15 protein-coding genes are annotated in these 17374 nt (G+C 65.8%); 2 read left to right on the forward strand and 13 right to left on the reverse strand.

Annotation, left to right across the window (positions count from 1 at the left end; translation table 11 throughout):
• Nucleotides 1-64: 64 nt before the first annotated feature.
• From OPIT5_19385 to OPIT5_19410, 6 genes are all read right to left on the reverse strand, one after another.
• Entirely contained in the window at nt 65-1174 is a 1110-nt protein-coding gene (locus OPIT5_19385; GenBank protein ID AHF92073.1) for a transcriptional regulator, read from the reverse strand.
• Between the two features lie 107 nt (nt 1175-1281).
• On the reverse strand, nt 1282-1656 hold the full coding sequence (locus tag OPIT5_19390) for a hypothetical protein (protein ID AHF92074.1): 375 nt from the start codon (nt 1654-1656) through the stop codon (nt 1282-1284).
• Nucleotides 1649-3373, reverse strand: a complete 1725-nt coding sequence (locus OPIT5_19395; GenBank protein ID AHF92075.1) for a cyclic nucleotide-binding protein — start codon at nt 3371-3373, stop codon at nt 1649-1651. Before OPIT5_19395 ends, OPIT5_19390 begins: the two co-directional genes overlap by 8 nt.
• Nucleotides 3370-5670: a Crp/Fnr family transcriptional regulator gene (locus OPIT5_19400; GenBank protein ID AHF92076.1), complete on the reverse strand. Its 2301-nt coding sequence runs from the start codon at nt 5668-5670 to the stop codon at nt 3370-3372. Before OPIT5_19400 ends, OPIT5_19395 begins: the two co-directional genes overlap by 4 nt.
• A 94-nt stretch (nt 5671-5764) precedes the next feature.
• Complete coding sequence (locus OPIT5_19405; protein AHF92077.1) at nt 5765-5983, reverse strand: hypothetical protein; 219 nt, start codon at nt 5981-5983, stop codon at nt 5765-5767.
• 19 nt (nt 5984-6002) lie between these two features.
• Nucleotides 6003-6908 carry a hypothetical protein gene (locus OPIT5_19410; GenBank protein AHF92078.1) on the reverse strand — a complete coding sequence of 302 codons (906 nt, stop codon included), beginning with the start codon at nt 6906-6908 and terminating at the stop codon, nt 6003-6005.
• 292 nt (nt 6909-7200) lie between these two features.
• On the opposite strand from OPIT5_19410, the gene OPIT5_19415 reads away from it, so the two are divergent.
• Complete coding sequence (locus OPIT5_19415; GenBank protein AHF92079.1) at nt 7201-9216, forward strand: histidine kinase; 2016 nt, start codon at nt 7201-7203, stop codon at nt 9214-9216.
• Nucleotides 9213-9974 (forward strand): histidine kinase, encoded by a 762-nt coding sequence (locus tag OPIT5_19420; protein AHF92080.1) that lies wholly within the window; start codon nt 9213-9215, stop codon nt 9972-9974. The genes OPIT5_19415 and OPIT5_19420 overlap by 4 nt, the downstream gene beginning before the upstream one ends.
• A 9-nt stretch (nt 9975-9983) precedes the next feature.
• Here OPIT5_19420 and ureC read toward each other — a convergent pair whose 3' ends face one another.
• The 7 genes from ureC to OPIT5_19455 all read right to left on the reverse strand — a co-directional run bounded on the left by ureC (nt 9984) and on the right by OPIT5_19455 (nt 17242).
• On the reverse strand, nt 9984-11759 hold the full coding sequence (ureC, locus tag OPIT5_19425) for an urease subunit alpha (GenBank protein AHF92081.1): 1776 nt from the start codon (nt 11757-11759) through the stop codon (nt 9984-9986).
• A gap of 64 nt (nt 11760-11823) precedes the next feature.
• Nucleotides 11824-12153: an urease subunit beta gene (locus tag OPIT5_19430; protein ID AHF92082.1), complete on the reverse strand. Its 330-nt coding sequence runs from the start codon at nt 12151-12153 to the stop codon at nt 11824-11826.
• 168 nt (nt 12154-12321) lie between these two features.
• Nucleotides 12322-12624: an urease subunit gamma gene (locus tag OPIT5_19435; protein AHF92083.1), complete on the reverse strand. Its 303-nt coding sequence runs from the start codon at nt 12622-12624 to the stop codon at nt 12322-12324.
• Between the two features lie 45 nt (nt 12625-12669).
• The gene (locus OPIT5_19440; GenBank protein AHF92084.1) at nt 12670-13368 is read right to left on the reverse strand and encodes an urea ABC transporter ATP-binding protein; all 699 of its coding nucleotides are present in this window, start codon (nt 13366-13368) and stop codon (nt 12670-12672) included.
• A gap of 86 nt (nt 13369-13454) precedes the next feature.
• A complete protein-coding gene (locus tag OPIT5_19445) occupies nt 13455-14225 on the reverse strand; it encodes an urea ABC transporter ATP-binding protein (protein ID AHF92085.1) in 771 nt (256 codons plus the stop codon).
• Nucleotides 14226-14278: 53 nt separating this feature from the next.
• The gene (locus tag OPIT5_19450; protein ID AHF92086.1) at nt 14279-15211 is read right to left on the reverse strand and encodes an urea ABC transporter permease; all 933 of its coding nucleotides are present in this window, start codon (nt 15209-15211) and stop codon (nt 14279-14281) included.
• Between the two features lie 324 nt (nt 15212-15535).
• On the reverse strand, nt 15536-17242 hold the full coding sequence (locus OPIT5_19455) for an urea ABC transporter permease (protein ID AHF92087.1): 1707 nt from the start codon (nt 17240-17242) through the stop codon (nt 15536-15538).
• Between the last annotated feature and the right edge of the window lie 132 nt (nt 17243-17374).

Raw genomic sequence — 17374 nt, forward strand, 5'->3', positions numbered from 1 at the left:
GTGGTTTGGGCGAACGAAAAAAGGCGATGGCAGGCGTGTGGGGGAAAAAAAGGCGTGTGGGGAATCAAGCACTTGAGTGCCCGGCGATGAGAGTTCCCCGGACAGTCTCCTCGTGGTGAATGAGTGGTTTCCTGGATACGATTTGATCGAGCATCTCGAAGCTGCGACGGCCTATTTCCTCCCGCGGAATCTTGTAGGTGGTCAGGGTGAGGCCGTCGGGGCCGGTGAGTCCGTAGTCGTTGCAACTGGCCAGGCGCAGGTCGCGGGGGGCCTGGAGGCCGCGTTCACGGGCGGCGTAAAGGCAGCCGAGCGCAAGGTAGTCGTTGGCGCAGACGACGGCGTCGAGCGTATTGTTGGCGGAGGCGAGGAGCCGATGGCCGAGATCGGTGGATTCGCGCAACGGGTTTTCGAAGTCGGGATGCACTTCCGGGTCGAGCACCACGCCGCCGGGCGGGGGCGTGAGGCCGGCTTCTTCCAGCGCCCAGAGGTAGCCCCGGTATTCATCGGTGACGGCGGGGATGTTGGCGTAGTTGGCGAGAAAGCCGATGCGGCGCATCCCGCGCTCGATCAGGTGGCGTGTCACGGTGCAGGCCGCGTGGAAGGCGTCCACGATGATCGTGGGGCTGCCGATGGCGGGAAGGCTGACTTCGGTGAGGACGATCGGAAGGCGCGAGGCAATGAGAGCGCGTGAAAAATTGACGACGTCTTCGGGGGTGGGCAGGAGCGGGAAAACCACGGCGCCCTTGACGTCGAACTCGGAGAGGCGGCCAACGAATTCCATCTCCTTCTGATAATCGGTGCCGCTGGGCAGCATGACGATGCGGCGTCCGGCTTTGCGGCCGGCGTCTTGAAATCCTTTGAGCGTGCGCCAGATGCCGTCGTGCTGATCGCTGGGATAAATGAAAGCGAAGGCATCGAGTTCGATTTCAGGACGGGAGGCGGACGGGGTGCTGCGCAGGACGCGGGTGCCGGTTTTGGTACGACGCTCGACAAGACCGGCGTGGACAAGCTGGGCAATGGCCTTGCTGACCGTGGACCGACTGCAGCCGAATTCGGCAGCCAGTTCAATTTCGGTGGGTATTTGACTGCCAATTGACCAGTGGCCGTCTGCAATCCGGTTCCTGAGGGTGGAAAAAATATTATCGAGCTTGGAGTGAGTCTCGGCAGGGTTCATTTGATAGCCAAAATTCTATTTTGGTAGTCAAATGCAAGCCGATTTTTTGAACATCGTTATTTCTGATGCGTGGCACCCATGTGATCGCTGCTCTTGAGGGATATAAATCAGCGTGCCGCCAGCCAGCAAAGGAGGAAGAGGAGGCAGGCGAGCAGGTCGCAGAGGGCGCCGGGGAGGAGCAGTTTGCCGAGCGGCGTTGTCCGCCGGCGCAGGACGAGCAGGCCGAAGGCGAGTTTTTCGGCGCCGACGGCGAGGAGCAGCGGGTGGCGGACCGTCGCATCGCGCGCGGCCCAGAAGAGCAGGAGGCCGCAGATCACGACCAGCACGCCCCAGTGACGCAGGACGAGCCAGCCACCCGCGCCAAATGTATCGGCCGGCAGACGACGCGCGAAGACCGTCCGCGGGGCAAGGGCGGCGACGCCTGCGACCAGCGTAAGCGCGGCGATGGCGAAGAGGATCAGGTGGATGGCGGATTCACTCATGATCGGAAGCGGCCGGGAGGTTGCCGGAGGCAGGCGCGGGGGCCGGGGAATGTGGCGGCGTTCGCGGTTCGGCGACGGCAGCGAAAGGCTTGAACGAAGAAACGAGCTGGCGGGTTTCGTCGCGCGAAATGCGGAGCAGCGCGACCGGCTCCAGCGCGCGGACGGTGGCGGTGCGACGCACGTCGTGCAGGACGGCAATCTCGCCGAAATGGTCGCCCGCGCTGAGGATGGCGACAGGCTGGCCGTCCTGTGAACCGCCGGCGTGGCCGGCGTCGCCGGGAGCAAGCACCTCGACGCTCCCGGACTGGATCAGGTACATGGAGCGGCCGATGTCACCCTGGCGGATGATGACCTGGCCGGGTTCGTAGAGTTCGCGGGTGACTCCGGTTTGCCCGGAGCTCTGCACGCTGGTGATCTCGCGGCCGAAGAGCGGCACAGTGATCCAGTCGAGCAGGGTGCGCACGCGTTTCGACCAGGCGGGCAGGTAAACGATCATGCAGGAGCGCCACACGAGCCAGGCCGGGATTCCTTTCAGCGGCAGCCCGAAAAGCTGGCCGACCGCCTGCCCGGCGCCGAGCACGCAGCAGTCGCCCATGCCGGTAAACGCATAAGGGCGGAGCGGCCGGCCGCGCAGGGTGCGAAGGAGGTTTTGCCCGACCGTGGCGCCGCCTTTCATGGCGTAGAGCGCGAGCGCGGGCGCGGTCTCGCCGTTTTTCATCGGGACGGCGGCGCAGTCGCCGGCGCTCCAGACACAGGCCGCGGCATCCACGCGGCCGAAGGGATCGGTGACGAGGCGGCCGTGGTCGTCGCGCGCGAAAGGAAGCGTATCCAGCAGCGGATGACGCGCGGTACCGGTGCACGAGATGATGGTGCGGGTGTCGAGCTGCGAATCGTCGGAGAGGAGGGCGGCGACGGGTGTGGCGGACTTGAGCCGGACGCCGAGGCGGAGCGTGACGCCGCGGCGTCCGAGGACGGCGGCGGCGTGTTGCGAGAGGGCGGGGAAGCGGCGACCGAGTTCGGGGAGGATGGCGTTGCCGGAATGGACGATGGTGATGCGGCATTCGTCGCGGCGGATGCCGGGAAAATCGCGCCGGGCGAGGTCGTCGAGAAAACCGGCGAGTTCGGCGGCGACCTCGATGCCGGCGTAGTTGCCGCCGGCGATGACGAAGTGGAGGAGCCGGCGGCGTTCTTCGGGATCGGTCTCGGGCTCGGCGAGTTCGAGCATGGCGAGCAGGTGATTGCGCACGCGCAGGCAATCGAGATAGCTCTTGAGCCGAAGGGTGTGCTCGCCGACGCCGCGGTAACGCGTGAGGTTGTCCACGGAGCCGAGATTGACGACGAGATGGTCGTAATCGACCGTGCCGGGGCGGCCGTCGAGGTGGCGCGTGAAGTGGACCTGCTTGCGGGCGGTGTCGATGGCATTGGCCTCGGCGCAGATGAAGTGGCCGGGCGCAAAGAGGCGGCGCGAGGGCGAGATGATCTGCGCGGCCTGGATCTTGCCGACAAGGAGTTCGGGCACGAGGCCGTGGAAGGTATGGTAATTGTTCTGGTCGATGACGATGAGATCGATCTCTCCGCGGCGGACGGCGTGGCGGAGCTGTTTGACGAGCCAGATGGCGACGTAGCCGCCGCCGAGGACGAGCACGCGGACAGGGCGGCGGGACGCGCGGGTTGCGGGCGAGGAGGGGGACGCTGGGGTGGCCGGCGATGTTGTCATGGGGTGGAGGATACGCGGGAACGATTGAGCGCGAGCAGGGTTTCGCGGACGGCGGGGTGGCGGGCGAGGATCGTTTCGAAGGCCTCGCGGTCGAGCGAGAAGAGGCGGGTGTTGCCATCGGCGACGGCCGTGGCGGCGCGGCGGGCGGAGGCTGAAAGCAGCGCGCCTTCACCGAAACAGCCGCCGGCGTGGAGGGTGGCGAAAGTCTCACCCTTGCGGCTGATGCGGACGGCGCCGGTGGCGACCATGTAGAACCTGTTGCCGGGTTCGCCTTCGCGGAGGATGGTTTCGCCGCCCTTGAAAAACACCGGCTGCATTTCGTCGGCAAGATCGGCCACGAGCGCGGTGTTGTTGAGGTCGCGGAGGAAGGGGACGCGGCCGGCGAGTTGCCGGCGGAGGGCGCGGGTGTTGATGTCGATGCGGCGGTTTTCGTGCAGGGCGCGGAGTTGGGCGCGGATGTGCGGGTGATTTTCCGTGAGCCAGGAAAAGGCGGCGCGGGTGAGGGCGAAGAGCGTTGACGGATGGACGGCGGTGATGGTGGCCGAGCGAGGTTCGTCGGTGAGCAGGCTGCCTTCGCCGATGCAGCCGCCGGGGCCGAGATCGGCGAGGATTTCGCCGGCCTTGCTCACGCGCACGAGGCCGGCGGCGACGAGGTAGAATTTGTCGCCCTCGGAGCCCTCGGTGACGAGGGTGGCGCCGGCCGGGAAGGTTTCGGAAACGAGCGAGGCGGCGAGGTCGCCGATGAGTTCGTCGCCCGCACCGGCGAGGAAGGGGACGCGGCGGAGGAGGTCGCGTTTGACCCGCTCGCGGAGGGCGTCGGTCTTGCGGGCATCGAGGACGGCGGAGAGGCCGCGGCCGATCATCTCGCGGGGGCGGCGCGTCCAGGTGGCGCGGAAGACGTCGTGGTAGATGTAACGCCAGACGGGCTCCATCTTGTGGAGAAATTCGGCGAAGGTGATGCGGCCGTCGGCATCGCGGTCGGTGCGGGCGAGGTAGCGGTCGGTTTCCGATTCGGGCAGGCCCCACTCGAGGAGGAGCAGGTCGAGCTCGGTGGCGCCGAGGAGGCCGTCGCCGTCGATGTCGAGGTGACGGAAAACGAGCCCGGCCTTGTCGCGGTCGGTGACGGCGCGTTCGACGGCGATGGCGTGGAGCGCGTGGGAACGGATGGCGCCGATGCTCCAGAGATCGCGCCGGAAGCGCTCGAAATCGACCGGGCCGGAGGCGAGCAGGCGGTCGGCGCAGGCCGCGGCTGCGGCGGCGGACAGGCCCCAGGGCGCGAGCGCCTGTTGCAGCTCCTCGCCGTCGAGCTGGCCGTCATGGTCGCGATCGAGTCCGTCGAACCAGTTGCGGGCGGCATCCTCGCCGGCAGAGTCCGCAAGGGTGGCGGCTCTCCAGAGATGGGCGGAGTCGGGGGGCAGGGTGCTGTCGCGCGCTTTTTCGCGAACGAAGTCGTTGTATTCGGCCGGGGTGCGGATGAAGACGAGGCGGTAGAGCAGGATGTAGGCGCCGATGAAGGTGACCAGCAGGAGGAAGCCGAGCGAGCCGAAGAGGGCGGGGATCATGGTGGCGCCGGCCGCGAGGATCGCGATGGAGTACTTCATCGGGCTGAAGAGCCTCAGCATGTCGAAGATGTAATAATAAATGCGGCACCAGACGTAGATGTTGAAAACGAGAAAGGTATTCACCGCCCACATACGCGATTCCGGATGGGCGAGCAGCATGCCGGCGCAGAAACCGTGGGTGACGATGCACAGCAGGTACGAGGGCACCATGATGGCCTTGCTGCCGAACACGCCGGGAGTCTGGAAAAACGCCGACGGCACATGGAAAAACAGCGCCGCGCAGGCCGTGACGAGGGCGGCGGGGACATTGCCGGTAACGCAGGCAGTGAAGCCGGCGACGAGTTCGATGCTGCCGGAGAGGATGTGTATCCGCAGAATCCGGCGCCGCCACGGCACCATCAGGAATTTCGGATGGGCGGGGATGATGTAGTGGTAGGCGATGACGATGACGTTGGCCAGGGCGGAGATGAACACGAGCGCCCAGGTGCCGGGGCCGACGGGCGTTTCCGGGCTGCGGGCGAACACCCAGTAGATGGGGAAGGTGAGCAGCAGGAGCGGACCGAGCAGGGCGACGGATTTGCCGGGCGAGGCGAGCGCGGACGCGGCGGATGCAGCGGCCGGCCCGCTGGCGGCGGCCGAGGATGACAAGGGAGAGGCAACGGCAACGCTTCCTCCGGAGAGCGGGGAGGCGGCTGGCCGCGGCGGTGTGGTAGAAGAAGAGCCGGCGGGAATCACGGTGAATGCGGACGGACGCAAGCGTAGCAAGTTGCATTCCGTATGCAAATACCGTGCGAGTTTTGTGGCGCGTGATTGTATGAACGAAATCGGGTCAACCCGCTTGTTTCACTCCGGGAAGCACGGTCTTGTGGCCGCGAACGCATTCCTTGCCGGCGGCGAGAGCGCCGAGCCAGTGCGACAGGGTCAGCGCGCTCGAGGCACTGGTGTAGCGTCCGCCGAGGTCGAGGGTCGCGGCCAGTTCGACCAGTTCATCCCGGAGGGCCAGAAGCTCGGCCAGTGACAGGTCCGGCGGGTGAACGGGCGTAATCATCGGAGGTGTCTGCCAACTGCTAGAACGATGCGGTCAGCGAAAGGGAGACGAACGCGGCGTCGTCGGGTTCGACCTTCACATTGCGGTCATAATAATCGAATTCGCGTTCGAAAACGTAGCCGCCTTCGACCCGCAGGGACAGGCGCGGCGTCAGTTTCCAGGTCGCACCGACGCTCGCATTGAACTCGCTGACATCGACTTTGGTGTTACGCAGATTGCGGCCGGCCGGCGCCTGGATGCCGGGATCGTCGGTGGCATACGTTCCGCCGTTCACACCCACTCCGCCGAAAACCGAGAGACGGTCGTTCACCGCGTACGCGATCTCGGTGCGCGGCACGCCGGCGGTGAGCAGCCACGATTCGTTGATCTGCCAGCGCAGGCTGGCGACGGGCATCACGACGTCGTCCGCAAACGGATTCACGCGCACGCCGAAGACCAGCGCGAGGGCCGGATTCACGGTCCAGCGCGCCATGACGTTGAACGGAACGTTGAAGCGATCGCTGTCGCTCACTTCGCCGTCACCATAGAGGCCGGGGCGGACATTGGCCAGGAGCTCCCAGTCCGGGTTGATCTGCCAGGTGGCGCCAATGACGAGCGCAACCTGAACCAGTTCATCCGGCAGCGCCACGGCCGCGCTGCTGGTGTTGATGTCGAGGTAGTCGACGTGGATGCCGCCTTCGAGCGTGATCGCCGGCGACAGCCGATAGGGCTGGATGGCGGTGATCCGGAAGTGGCTGATATCGACGTCGCCGGTTTTCGAGCCGCCGGTGACGGTGTCGGCGTTGGCGACAAAACCGGCGGAGGCAACGAATTCGACCGAGCCGAAATCGGAGAGGAACGTGGTCGAAGGCGCCTGGGCGAAAAGGCCGACCGTGGACAACGCGGTGGCGGCGGTGAGCCCGAAGGCGATGTGCTGGATTTTCATGACAGGAAAAATTCGGATGCGGTGACTTTGTCCGGCGGCGGGGGAAACCCAACGCGGACCGTTCCGGCGCGTCTGCTTTCGGCCGGGCGCGGAAAAAATGGACGCCAGCGCGGAACGAAAAACAGGGCTCTACGGAACTGCGATATCCCTGTCGCCGTGACGACGCCAGGCGCCGCTCCGTCCGGCCTGTCCTCCGCGCCCGGGTCGATTTTTCCGCGCCGGGACGGGGAAATTTGACTTCGGGCGGACGTCGCCCGGATGCTGGCCGGCGCCTCTCTGGGGCGCGCTACCGATGCAACCAACCGATCCGGCAATCTTCACCGGCGTGGAGCTGATCACGCTGATCTGCGCCACGCTGGTGACGGCGATTTTCCTGACACTCTCGCTGCGTGCCGGCTCCGCCGTGGTTGCGCCGCGCGCCAATGTCATTCTGGCATTGTGCGCGTTCATGTGGAGCCTGGGCGGTATCACGTCCAGCTTGCTGGAAGTCTTCGGCGCCTCCCCGGAAGACCGCTGGCTGCTGCTGGCGCAGGCGATGAAGATGGCGGGCGCGATCATCTGGATCGTGCCGATGATGGCGATCTGGCGGCCCTACGTGCAGCGCCCCTGGGAGCGGATCGGCCTGCGGCTGCTGCAAGGCGTCGCGTTGCTGGCGGCGCTGTTTTACCTCGTCACGTATCTGGCCGGAGCTTGGGGCGGGTGGTTTCCGGTGCCGCTGGCGCAACTGAAAGAGTCGTTTCGTTTCGTGATGGCCGCGAGCGGCGCGGGGATGCTGGTCATCAGCGGAAGCATCCGGAAAACGGAATCGCTGCCCCGGGTCATCCGGGTCTCTTTCGGACTTGTCCTGGCGGGGATCCTCATCCTCACCCTCGGGCTCGGGTTGCGCGCCGTGTGCCCCTCGGGTGGCGTCACCGATACGCTGTCGTTGCTGATCGCCCTGGCGCCGCTGGTCATCCTGTGCGGAGCGCTTTTCCTGTATTCGAAGTTTCGATTCGCCGACTGCTTCATCCATCAAAGCCTCTTCATCGTCATGACCGCGATCGTTGCCAGCGTGATCGCGGTGTTCTCGCAGGCGAAGGGGGGCGTATGGCTGTGGACCGATCCGGACGGGCCGGAAGCGGTCCGGATTCTGTTCGCCGGGCTGGCGGTGACGATTCTGTCCGCCGGAACCATTGCGCTCGGCCGGATTCTCAACCGGCTGGTTGACCGCCATATTTTCCCCCCGCCCGATTACGGGCTCGTCATCGATCAGTTGCGCGAGCGGCTTGCAGCCCTTCGGGACGAGGAGGAAATCGGGCAGGCCGTCACCGCCACCGCGCGCGAGGTGCTGGACCTGGAGGACGTGCGGGTGGTGACGGTTTCGGAAGGGCTCGCGGTCTCGCTTCCACGGCGGTGCCCCCGCGGATTTGTCGAACTGGCGCCCGGCGATCCTTTGCACGGGTTGCTGCCGACGGCCGGCGTCGAGTTGCTGGTCCCCGTCCCCGATCGCGGGGAACTGACCCAAGTGCTGGCGATTGCTCCCGGGAGAAAACGCCGCGGCCTCGTCACGCACGAGATCGGGTTTTTGCGGGAAGTCGCCACCCGGATCAGTTCGCGCCGGGAATCGCTGCGCCATGAACGTGCCCTGCTCGAAAAACACCACCGCGAGGAGTTCCTGCTCCGGCAGGTGGTGGAGTCCGAATTGCGGGCGTTGCGCGCGCAGGTGAATCCCCATTTTCTCTTCAACTCGCTCAACACCCTCGCCGACCTCATCGTGACGGACACTGCCCGCGCCGAGACCATGACGTTGCGGCTTGCGCAGGTATTCCGTCACGTGCTCGCCCACTCGACCCGGCCGCTGGTTTCCGTCCAGGAGGAAATGGATTTCCTGCGCCGCTACCTGTACATCGAGGAGGCGCGTTTTGGCGAACGCTTGCGGGTGAGTTTCGAGATCGATCCGGAAACCGTGACCCGCGCCATTCCGTCGCTCATCCTGCAACCGCTGGTGGAAAACTCGCTCAAACACGGGCTCGGCCCGAAGCTCGGCGCCGGACACCTGCGGATCGCCGCGTCGAAGGATGCCGGTCACATCCGGCTTACGGTTGAGGATGACGGGGTCGGCAACGCCGCGGACGCTGTCCGCGACCCCGTTGTTGCCGCGCCGCGGCGTCCCGATTCGCCGGGCGTGGGTCTGGCCAACGTGCGACGCCGGCTCGAAGCCCTCTATGGCGGGCGCGCCTCGTTTGCGCTTGAAGCGCTCGCTCCGGCGGGCTGCCGGGCCACGCTGATGATTCCGTTCACCGACGAAGCCCTTCCCGCCACCGCATGAAAGTTCTGATCGCAGATGACGAACCCTCGGCCCGCTCCCGCCTGCGCCGCCTGCTCGCCGGCGAGGCCGGCCTGGAAATTGCGGGCGAGGCGGCGGATGGCCTGGCCGTCGTGGCGATGGTGGAAAGCCTGCGGCCCGACCTCGTTTTTCTCGATATCGGGATGCCCGGTCTCAACGGCCTCGACGCCCTGCGCGCGCTGCCGGCCGGGCAGCCGCTGCCGCTGGTGATTTTTGTCACGGGCTACGACGAGTACGCGATGAGCGCGTTCAGGGAACACGCGCTCGCCTACCTGCTCAAGCCGGTCGACCGCGAGGACCTCGCGCTGGCGGTGGAACGCGCCCGCCGTCTGCACGCCTGGGCGGACGATGGCGGACGTGCGCGCCATGCGGTTGCGCGGCTCGCCGGTGAAGTGAAGCTGCCGCTGCGCCAGATCGTGGGCCGCCGGCAAGGCCGCGTGTTGCTCCTTCCGGTGGAGGGTATCCGGTATTTTTCCATTGACCAGGGGATCGTGAAGGCCCGGACGGAAACGGAGTCGTACAGTGTGAGTTTTCAGCTCGCCGAGCTGGAGAGCCGGCTGGAGGGAAGCCCGTTTTTCCGCGCCCGGCGCGAGGCTTTGGTCAACCTCGCGCACGTGCGGGAAATCCGCCCGTGGTTCCGGCGCGGGCTGTTGCTGGTGATGAACGATACGCCGGCCAGCGAGATTGTGGTGAGCGAGCGTCAGATTCCCGCCTTGCGGCAGGTGATGCCGGGACTGTGAAGAGGCGCCTCAGAACAGGAAATAGCGCTGGGCGAGCGGGAGCACTTTTGCCGGTTCGCAGGTGAGGTGCTCGCCGTCGGCCTTGACCGTGTAGGTCTCGGGGTCGACCTCGATTTTCGGGAGGGCGTCGTTGTGGACCATGTCACGTTTGGTGATCGCGCGGCAGCGTTGCACGGGTTCGAGGCGGCGGGAGAGGCGAAGCGGGTTGCCGGCGAGGAGGCCGCCGGGAGCATGTAACGATGATTCGGATACGAACGTCAGGCTGGTGCTGGTCAGGGCGCGGCCGAAGGCGCCGAACTGCGGGCGGTAGAACATGGGCTGCGGCGTGGGGATCGAGGCGTTGGGGTCGCCCATGTTGGCGCTGGCGATGAAGCCGCCCTTCAGGATGAGCTCGGGTTTCACGCCGAAGAGCGCGGGCTTGAAAATGACGAGGTCGGCGAGTTTGCCGATCGCGATGCTGCCGACAATGTGGGCGATGCCGTGCGTGATGGCGGGGTTGATCGTGTACTTGGCAAGGTAGCGGAGGATGCGGAAGTTGTCGGCGGCGGGATGGAGGTTGCCGGTGAGCGTGCCGAACTGCGTCTTCATCTTGTGCGCGGTCTGCCAGGTGCGGCAGATGACCTCGCCGATGCGGCCCATCGCCTGGCTGTCGGACGACATCATGGAGATGGCGCCGAGGTCGTGCAGGCGGTCCTCGGCGGCGATGGTCTCGGGGCGGATGCGCGATTCGGCGAAGGAGACGTCCTCGGGGATCTTGCTGTCGAGGTGGTGGCAGACCATGAGCATGTCGAGGTGCTCGTCGATGGTGTTGACCGTGAAGGGGCGCGTGGGGTTGGTCGAGGAGGGGAGGACGTTTTCCTCGCCGCAGACGCGGATGATGTCGGGCGCGTGGCCGCCGCCGGCGCCTTCGGAGTGGTAGGTGTGGATGGTGCGGCCCTTGAAGGCGCGGAGAGTGTCGTCGACATAACCGGCCTCGTTGAGGGTGTCGGTGTGGATGGCGACCTGCACGTCGAGTTCGTCGGCGACGCCGAGGCAGGTGTCGATGGCGGCGGGGGTGGTGCCCCAGTCTTCGTGGAGTTTCAGGCCGATGGCTCCGGCGAGCACCTGTTCGCGGAGAGGCGCGGGCGTGGCGCAGTTGCCCTTGCCGAGGAAGCCGAGGTTCATCGGAAAGGCTTCGGCTGCCTCGAGCATGCGGGCGATATTCCAGGCGCCGGGCGTGCAGGTGGTGGCAAGGGTGCCGTGCGCGGGGCCGGTGCCGCCGCCGATCATGGTCGTGATGCCGGAGGAAAGGGCTTCGTCGATCTGTTGCGGGCAGATGAAGTGGATGTGGGTGTCGATGCCGCCGGCGGTGACGATGCAACCTTCGCCGGCGATGACTTCGGTGCAGGCGCCGACGATCATGGGGTTCGTCTTGCCGGTGACGGGATCGGGGAAGGCGGAGCCGATGCCGGACTGGATGCCGGGGTTGCCGGCGTGGCCGATGCCGACGATGAGACCGTGCTTGATGCCGATGTCGGCCTTGATGACGCCGAGGAGCGGGTCGAGGATGAGGGCGTTGGTGATGACGAGGTCGAGCGACTCGGTGTCGGTGGCGGTGGGCGACTGGCCCATGCCGTCGCGGATGACCTTGCCGCCGCCGAACTTGATCTCGTTGCCGTAGCCGCCGGCAGCCTCGGCGATGAGGTCGCGCTCGACCTGGGCGAAGAGGTCGGTATCGGCGAGGCGGATGCGGTCGCCGGTGGTGGGGCCGAACATTTCGGCGTATTGGCGGCGGGAGAGATTCATGGGAGAGGGCGGAGGATGGAGGGCGGAGGATGGGAGATATGGGAAGATGTAGGAGTAATGGGAGTTATGGGGCGGCTGTCGGGGAAAGGGGGCCGTTGACGAGGGCGTTGAGACCGTAGACCTCGCGGGCGCCGGCGAGGGCGACGAGGTGGACGGTTTTGGTGTCGCCGGCCTCGAAGCGGACGGCCGTGCCGGCCGGGATGTCGAGGCGGTAACCGCGGGCCGCGGCGCGGTCGAAGGCGAGGGCGCGGTTGACTTCGTAAAAGTGGAAATGCGAGCCGACCTGGATGGGGCGGTCGCCGGTGTTGGCCACGTCGAGCGTGACGGTGGCGAGGTTCTGATTGGCCTCGAGCGGAGGGGCGTCGGGAGCGGTGATGATTTCTCCGGGAATCATGGGAACAGGGCGGTGCGTTTTTTTAACCACGGATTTCACGGATCAGAGTTTCGATACTTCGATCCTGCGACGCTTCGACACTGCGAAGGTTTTATCCGTGAGATCCGTGTAATCCGTGGTTGGTTTGGTGGTTTGGGTTTCAGTCTTCAGGGTTTCGACCCTTCGCTTTTATCGGATCGGGTTGTGGACGGTGACGAGTTTGGTGCCGTCGGGGAAGGTGGCTTCGACTTGCACGTCGTGGATCATCTCGGGGACGCCTTCCATGACATCGTCGCGTTTGAGGAGCGTGGTGCCGTGGCTCATGAGATCGGCGACGCTGCGGCCGTCGCGGGCGCCTTCGATGATCTCGTAGGTGATGATCGCAATGGCTTCCGGGTAGTTGAGTTTCAGGCCGCGCGCCTGTCGGCGGCGGGCGAGGTCGGCGGCGACGACGATGAGGAGTTTTTCACGTTCGCGGGGCGTCAGGTGCATGGATGGGAGATATGGGAGGGATGGGAGCTATGGGAGATATGGGAATCAGACCTGGAGGTGTTCGCGGACGATGTCGTCGGTGAGGGCGGCGATGGGGCCGGCGTAGGTGATGGCACCGCGGTCCATCGCATAAAAACGGTCGGCGACGTCGCGGCAGAAATCGACGTACTGCTCGACGAGGAGAATGGAAAGCTCGCCCTTGAGTTTTTTCAGGGTGTCGCCGATTTCGTCGATGATCGAGGGCTGGATGCCTTCGGTGGGTTCGTCGAGGATGAGGAGCTTCGGGCGCGTGAGGAGGGCGCGGGCGATGGCGAGCTGCTGTTGCTGTCCGCCGGAGAGGACACCGCCTTTGCGGGAGGCCATCGACTTGAGCACAGGGAAGAGCGTGTAAACACGGTCGAGGTCGGGCTGGCCGGCGGCGCCGAGGCGGCCGTGGACGGCGAGACCGACGCGAAGGTTTTCCTCGATGGTGAGGTGCGGAAAAATATCGCGGCCTTGCGGGACGTAACCGATTCCGGCGCGGGCGCGGACGTCGGTGCGCTGGTTTTTGAGGGCGTGGCCGTCGAGGCTGATCGTGCCGGCGCGAACCGGAAGCAGGCCCATGATGCAGCGCAGCGTGGTGGTCTTGCCCACGCCGTTGCGACCCATCAGGCAGACGACCTCGCTGGGACGGACGTCGAGGGTGACACCGCGCAGGATGCGGGAGCCGCCGATGTTGGCCTCGACGCCGGCGAGCGCGAGCACGGGCGGCGGGGACGACGATGTCGCCGGTTCAGTGTTCGGGGTCCGCAGTTCAGGGTTGTCGGAAACGGGTGGCATTGCTGGAGATTTCACTTGCCGCGGCCGAGGTAAACCTCGCGGACTTTCGGGTTTTGCTGGACGTCGTCGAAATTGCCTTCGCAGAGGATGCTGCCCTGGTGAAGGACGCTGACCTTGCGGCCCTGGGCGATCTGTTTGACGAAGGTCATGTCGTGCTCGATGACGACGAGACTGTGTTTTTCGGCGAGGCTGACAAGGAGTTCGCCCGTGCGGTGGGTTTCCTCGTCGGTCATGCCGGCGGCGGGTTCGTCGACGAGGAGGAGGCGGGGCTCCTGGGCGAGGAGCATGGCGATCTCGAGCCACTGTTTCTGGCCGTGCGAGAGTTCGCCGGCGAGGCGGGAGGATTGTGTATCGAGGCGGACAAGACGCAGGAGCTCGTCGATGCGATCGGCGTGTTCGCGGGGGACGCGGCGGGTGAGGGAGGCGAAGACACCGCGTTTGGCGCGGATGGAAAGGCGGACGTTGTCCCAGACGGTGAGCTGGACGTAAACGGAAGGGGTCTGGAACTTGCGACCGATGCCGAGTCCGTTGATGGCGCATTCGTCGAGCGCGGTGAGATCGGTGTCGCCGAATTCGATCTTGCCGGTGTCGGGCTTGGCGCGGCCGGTGAGCAGGTCGAAGAAGGTGGATTTGCCGGCGCCGTTGGGTCCGATGACGGTGCGGAGCTCGCCGGAATCCAGGTAGAAGTTGAGTCCGTTGATGGCGCGGAAGCCGTCGTAGGTCTTGGTGACGTCCTCGACAGTGAGGAGAACGGGGCGCGGATGGGTGGTGAGCGGGACCATTTTCGGAAAAGCTGAAACGCTGAAAACTGAAAAGCTGAAACGGGAACCGGTATTCAGGTGGAGCCGGGTTTGTGGCCGGGTGCGCTCGCGGGCGTGGCGACGGGCGGCGTGCTGTCGACGGGAGCGGCGGGTTCGGAGACAGGGGTGCCGCTGCGGCGGCGGGAGAGCCAGGCTCGGATGCGCCCCGGGATGCTGACGATGCCGCCGGGCAGGAGCAGCACGACCACGATGAAGAGCGCGGCCATGATGAAGAGCCAGAGCTCGGGCGCGGCGCGGGTGGCCCAGCTCTTGAGGGCGTTGACGCCGACGGCGCCGATGATGGGGCCGAGGAGCGTGCCGCGTCCGCCGACCGCCACCCAGACGACGGCCTCGAGGGATTTGTCGGGCGTCATTTCGGAGGGATTGATGATGCCGACCTGGGCGACGTAGAGCGAGCCGCCGAGGCCGCTGGTCATGGCGGCGAGGACGAAGACGAAGAGTTTGTAGCGCCCGGTGTCGTATCCGGAAAACCGGACGCGGTTTTCGCCGTCGCGGATGGCTTGCAGGATCTGGCCGGCCTTGGTGCGGGTGAGCCAGCGGAAGAAAAAGAAAACGGCGGCGAGCGTGAGAATGGAAGCGATGTAGAGGCCGCGGCGGGTGGCGGCGTCGTTGATGTCGAAACCGAGAATTTTTTTGAAATCGGTGAGCCCGTTGTTGCCGCCGAAGCCGAAGTCGTTGCGGAAAAACATGAGCGCGGCGGCATAGGTGAGCGCCTGGGTGAGGATGGAGAAGTAGACGCCCTTCATGCGCGAGCGGAAGGCGAGGTAGCCGAAGACCCAGGCGAGCGCGCCGGGAACGGCGAAGACCATGAGCAGCGCGAACGTGAAACTGTAGAAGGGCTGCCAGTGGAGGGGGATTTTTTCGTAGCCGAGGAAGACCATGAAGTCCGGCATGTCGTTCTTGTACTGGCCGAGCTTGCCGATCATGAGGATGAGGTACATGCCCATGGCGTAGCCGCCGAGCGCGAAGAAGAGCGCCTGGCCGAGGCTGAGGATGCCGGTGAAACCCCAGAGGAGATCGATGCCGAGGGCGAGGATCGCGAGCGTGGCGTATTTGCCGTAGAGGTTGAGCGTGAAGTTGCTGACGTGCAGCGTGTGGCCGGAGGGGAAGGCGATGTTGCAGACCGGGAGGATGACCGCGAGGACGAGGAGGACGGCGGCGAAGGCGGTCCACTGGAGCGGAGTGAAGAGGGAGGAGGTGGTGCGCGCGGGAGTCACAAGTGGTACGGTGCTTTTACGGGTCTCACGGGGCCGGCTGGCGGGCCCATGTTTTCAGTCCAGGCTGCGGTTGCGGGTGGGGAAGAGGCCGCCGGGTTTCCACTGCAGGAAGAGGATGATGGCGACGAGGACGAGGATCTTGCCCATGACGGCGCCGAGGAAGGGTTGCAGGATCTGGTCGATGGAGCCGATGCCGAGCGCGGCGTAAACGGTGCCGGCAAGGCTGCCGACGCCGCCGGAGACGACGACCATGAAACAGTCGACGATGTGCGACTGGCCGAGGCCGGGGCCGACATTGCCGATCTGCGCGAGGCAGGCACCGGCGAGACCGGCGAGGCCGGAGCCGAAGGCGAAGGTGAGCATGTTGACGCGTTCGGTGCGCACGCCCATGCACGAGGCCATGGCGCGGTTTTGCGTGACGGCGCGGATGTAGAGGCCGAAGCGCGTGCGGTTGAGCAGGAGCCAGGCGCCGGCCACCACGACGACGGCGAAGGCGATCACGAAAATGCGGTTGTAGGTGAGGGTGAGGTCGGCGATCTCGATGTTGCCGCGCAACCAGGCGGGGCTGTTGATCTGGACATTGGCCGGGCCGAAGACCGTGCGGAAACCCTGCTGGAGGGCGAGCGACACGCCCCAGGTGGCGAGCAGGCTTTCGAGCGGGCGGCGGTAGAGCCACTGGATGACGCTGCGTTCGAGGACGAGCCCGACCAGCGCTGCGGCAAGGAACGAGATAGGCAGGGCGGCGAGGAAGTAGTAGTTGTAACCGGCGCCGCTGGCGCCAAACCAGCCGGCGAAGAGATTTTGCGTGACGTAGGTGGCGTAGGCGCCGACGACCATGATCTCGCCGTGCGCCATGTTGATGACCCCCATCAGGCCGTAGGTGATGGCGAGGCCGAGCGCGGTGACGAGAAGCACGGAGCTGAGGCTGAGGCCGCGAAAGGCGGTGCCCCAGAAATTGACCCACATGTAGTGATGTTCGATGGACGTGATGGCGGTGCGGGCGGCGCGGACAAGGGCGGGTGAAAGCGTGGGGTCGGCGGGTCGCACGTCCCCGCGCGCGACGATCTCCTTGAGCTGGGTGACGACGCCGAGGTGGTGGCTCGCCTGGAGTTGCTGGATGGCGGCGATCTTTTCGGTGTCGTTGCCGTTTTTCAGGTTGATGAGGGCGACGCCGTCGCCGAGCGCGCGACGGACGGCGCGTTTTTTTTCGCGGGTGAGGCGCGTTTCGAGGAGGGGGAGGTAGTCGGGCCGCTGCGTCATGCCGAGGCGCTCGGCGGCGGCGCGGCGGACGGCGGGGGAAGGATCGGCGAGATCGACGACCTGGCTGACATCGCGGATGGCGCGGCGGATGGCGGCATTGGTCTCGATGGAGGTGACCGCCTTGGCCTGGAAGGCGAGGGGAGCAGGTTCGGCATCGGGAGCGGCGGCGGGGTCGGCCGGAGCGGTGAGCGGCTGGCCGGTTTCGATGGAAAGGGCATTGCGGGTGCCGTCGGGGTTGGCGGTGGCGGAGAGGGTGAACGGGATGCGTTGCCCGTCGGGCGTGGTGTGGATATAAATCTCGCCGGAACGCCAGGCCTCGAGGGTGGGGCGGATGCGGGCGTCTTCCTCGTTGAGCAGGGAACGGATTTGCGCGGGCTGTTCAGCGGGCGGCGCGAGCAGGACACGGATGAGGGCGCTGTCTTCGGCGGAAGCCCGGCTCGCGAAAAGAATCGCAACCGGAAGAAGGAAAAACAGGCGGGGAATGGAACGGATAAAAATCACGGTCAATGACGGAACACGGAACAACAAGCAGGTAGCGCGCCTGGCGCCGGAGATCGGGGAAAAAAACGGGGACGGGTCTGGAAGAGCCCGTCCCCGTGCAACAACAACTACAAACCAGGGAAACAAGATGAT

Source organism: Opitutaceae bacterium TAV5 (assembly GCA_000242935.3).
Classification (GTDB): Bacteria; Verrucomicrobiota; Verrucomicrobiia; order Opitutales; family Opitutaceae; genus Geminisphaera.

What these genes read in the sequence shown, in the direction of transcription:
- OPIT5_19385 (AHF92073.1), bottom strand. Translation starts at nt 1,174, where the DNA reads ATGAACCCTGCCGAGACTCACTCCAAGCTCGATAATATTTTTTCCACC.
- OPIT5_19390 (AHF92074.1), bottom strand. Translation starts at nt 1,656, where the DNA reads ATGAGTGAATCCGCCATCCACCTGATCCTCTTCGCCATCGCCGCGCTT.
- OPIT5_19395 (AHF92075.1), bottom strand. Translation starts at nt 3,373, where the DNA reads ATGACAACATCGCCGGCCACCCCAGCGTCCCCCTCCTCGCCCGCAACC.
- OPIT5_19405 (AHF92077.1), bottom strand. Translation starts at nt 5,983, where the DNA reads ATGATTACGCCCGTTCACCCGCCGGACCTGTCACTGGCCGAGCTTCTG.
- OPIT5_19410 (AHF92078.1), bottom strand. Translation starts at nt 6,908, where the DNA reads ATGAAAATCCAGCACATCGCCTTCGGGCTCACCGCCGCCACCGCGTTG.
- OPIT5_19415 (AHF92079.1), top strand. Translation starts at nt 7,201, where the DNA reads ATGCAACCAACCGATCCGGCAATCTTCACCGGCGTGGAGCTGATCACG.
- OPIT5_19420 (AHF92080.1), top strand. Translation starts at nt 9,213, where the DNA reads ATGAAAGTTCTGATCGCAGATGACGAACCCTCGGCCCGCTCCCGCCTG.
- ureC (AHF92081.1), bottom strand. Translation starts at nt 11,759, where the DNA reads ATGAATCTCTCCCGCCGCCAATACGCCGAAATGTTCGGCCCCACCACC.
- OPIT5_19430 (AHF92082.1), bottom strand. Translation starts at nt 12,153, where the DNA reads ATGATTCCCGGAGAAATCATCACCGCTCCCGACGCCCCTCCGCTCGAG.
- OPIT5_19435 (AHF92083.1), bottom strand. Translation starts at nt 12,624, where the DNA reads ATGCACCTGACGCCCCGCGAACGTGAAAAACTCCTCATCGTCGTCGCC.
- OPIT5_19445 (AHF92085.1), bottom strand. Translation starts at nt 14,225, where the DNA reads ATGGTCCCGCTCACCACCCATCCGCGCCCCGTTCTCCTCACTGTCGAG.
- OPIT5_19450 (AHF92086.1), bottom strand. Translation starts at nt 15,211, where the DNA reads ATGGGCATGTACCTCATCCTCATGATCGGCAAGCTCGGCCAGTACAAG.